The sequence below is a fragment of the Pseudomonas sp. GW456-12-1-14-TSB6 genome (assembly GCF_059424205.1).
In genome coordinates this window covers 1-3059 of sequence record NZ_JBWKZE010000061.1, presented here as the reverse complement: position 1 = coordinate 3059, position 3059 = coordinate 1, and the positions used below count along the sequence as shown (strand labels likewise).

1 rRNA gene is annotated in these 3059 nt (G+C 51.8%); it reads left to right on the top strand.

The features are described 5' to 3' along the window. Positions 1-48 precede the first annotated feature (48 nt). Positions 49-2939, top strand: a 23S ribosomal RNA gene (locus AC07Y2_RS28595). Positions 2940-3059 lie beyond the last annotated feature (120 nt).

Genomic DNA, 3059 nt, shown 5'->3' with positions numbered 1-3059 from the left:
TCGGCGAATGTCGTCTTCACAGTATAACCAGATTGCTTGGGGTTATATGGTCAAGTGAAGAAGCGCATACGGTGGATGCCTTGGCAGTCAGAGGCGATGAAAGACGTGGTAGCCTGCGAAAAGCTTCGGGGAGTCGGCAAACAGACTTTGATCCGGAGATGTCTGAATGGGGGAACCCAGCCATCACAAGATGGTTATCTTGTACTGAATACATAGGTGCAAGAGGCGAACCAGGGGAACTGAAACATCTAAGTACCCTGAGGAAAAGAAATCAACCGAGATTCCCTTAGTAGTGGCGAGCGAACGGGGACTAGCCCTTAAGTGGCTTTGAGATTAGCGGAACGCTCTGGAAAGTGCGGCCATAGTGGGTGATAGCCCTGTACGCGAAAGTCTCTTAGTCATGAAATCGAGTAGGACGGAGCACGAGAAACTTTGTCTGAATATGGGGGGACCATCCTCCAAGGCTAAATACTACTGACTGACCGATAGTGAACTAGTACCGTGAGGGAAAGGCGAAAAGAACCCCGGAGAGGGGAGTGAAATAGATCCTGAAACCGTATGCGTACAAGCAGTGGGAGCAGACTTTGTTCTGTGACTGCGTACCTTTTGTATAATGGGTCAGCGACTTATTTTCAGTGGCGAGCTTAACCGAATAGGGGAGGCGTAGCGAAAGCGAGTCTTAATAGGGCGTCTAGTCGCTGGGAATAGACCCGAAACCGGGCGATCTATCCATGGGCAGGTTGAAGGTTAGGTAACACTGACTGGAGGACCGAACCGACTACCGTTGAAAAGTTAGCGGATGACCTGTGGATCGGAGTGAAAGGCTAATCAAGCTCGGAGATAGCTGGTTCTCCTCGAAAGCTATTTAGGTAGCGCCTCATGTATCACTGTAGGGGGTAGAGCACTGTTTCGGCTAGGGGGTCATCCCGACTTACCAAACCGATGCAAACTCCGAATACCTACAAGTGCCGAGCATGGGAGACACACGGCGGGTGCTAACGTCCGTCGTGAAAAGGGAAACAACCCAGACCGTCAGCTAAGGTCCCAAAGTTATGGTTAAGTGGGAAACGATGTGGGAAGGCTTAGACAGCTAGGAGGTTGGCTTAGAAGCAGCCACCCTTTAAAGAAAGCGTAATAGCTCACTAGTCGAGTCGGCCTGCGCGGAAGATGTAACGGGGCTCAAACCATACACCGAAGCTACGGGTATCACGCAAGTGATGCGGTAGAGGAGCGTTCTGTAAGCCTGTGAAGGTGAGTTGAGAAGCTTGCTGGAGGTATCAGAAGTGCGAATGCTGACATGAGTAACGACAATGGGTGTGAAAAACACCCACGCCGAAAGACCAAGGTTTCCTGCGCAACGTTAATCGACGCAGGGTTAGTCGGTCCCTAAGGCGAGGCTGAAAAGCGTAGTCGATGGAAAACAGGTTAATATTCCTGTACTTCTGGTTATTGCGATGGAGGGACGGAGAAGGCTAGGCCAGCTTGGCGTTGGTTGTCCAAGTTTAAGGTGGTAGGCTGAAATCTTAGGTAAATCCGGGGTTTCAAGGCCGAGAGCTGATGACGAGTTGCCTTTAGGCGACGAAGTGGTTGATGCCATGCTTCCAAGAAAAGCTTCTAAGCTTCAGATAACCAGGAACCGTACCCCAAACCGACACAGGTGGTTGGGTAGAGAATACCAAGGCGCTTGAGAGAACTCGGGTGAAGGAACTAGGCAAAATGGCACCGTAACTTCGGGAGAAGGTGCGCCGGTGAGGGTGAAGCACTTGCTGCGTAAGCCCACGCCGGTCGAAGATACCAGGCCGCTGCGACTGTTTATTAAAAACACAGCACTCTGCAAACACGAAAGTGGACGTATAGGGTGTGACGCCTGCCCGGTGCCGGAAGGTTAATTGATGGGGTTAGCTAACGCGAAGCTCTTGATCGAAGCCCCGGTAAACGGCGGCCGTAACTATAACGGTCCTAAGGTAGCGAAATTCCTTGTCGGGTAAGTTCCGACCTGCACGAATGGCGTAACGATGGCGGCGCTGTCTCCACCCGAGACTCAGTGAAATTGAAATCGCTGTGAAGATGCAGTGTATCCGCGGCTAGACGGAAAGACCCCGTGAACCTTTACTATAGCTTTGCACTGGACTTTGAATTTGCTTGTGTAGGATAGGTGGGAGGCTTTGAAGCGTGGACGCCAGTTCGCGTGGAGCCATCCTTGAAATACCACCCTGGCAACTTTGAGGTTCTAACTCAGGTCCGTTATCCGGATCGAGGACAGTGTATGGTGGGTAGTTTGACTGGGGCGGTCTCCTCCTAAAGAGTAACGGAGGAGTACGAAGGTGCGCTCAGACCGGTCGGAAATCGGTCGTAGAGTATAAAGGCAAAAGCGCGCTTGACTGCGAGACAGACACGTCGAGCAGGTACGAAAGTAGGTCTTAGTGATCCGGTGGTTCTGTATGGAAGGGCCATCGCTCAACGGATAAAAGGTACTCCGGGGATAACAGGCTGATACCGCCCAAGAGTTCATATCGACGGCGGTGTTTGGCACCTCGATGTCGGCTCATCACATCCTGGGGCTGAAGCCGGTCCCAAGGGTATGGCTGTTCGCCATTTAAAGTGGTACGCGAGCTGGGTTTAGAACGTCGTGAGACAGTTCGGTCCCTATCTGCCGTGGACGTTTGAGATTTGAGAGGGGCTGCTCCTAGTACGAGAGGACCGGAGTGGACGAACCTCTGGTGTTCCGGTTGTCACGCCAGTGGCATTGCCGGGTAGCTATGTTCGGGAAAGATAACCGCTGAAAGCATCTAAGCGGGAAACTTGCCTCAAGATGAGATCTCACTGGAACCTTGAGTTCCCTGAAGGGCCGTCGAAGACTACGACGTTGATAGGTTGGGTGTGTAAGCGCTGTGAGGCGTTGAGCTAACCAATACTAATTGCCCGTGAGGCTTGACCATATAACACCCAAGCAATCTGTAGACTCGAAAGAGACCAGATTGCGGTGTGTGAAGACGCAATGAACCGAAAGTTCGACGCTCACAAAACACCGACAGCTGTCACATACCCAATTTGCTGAA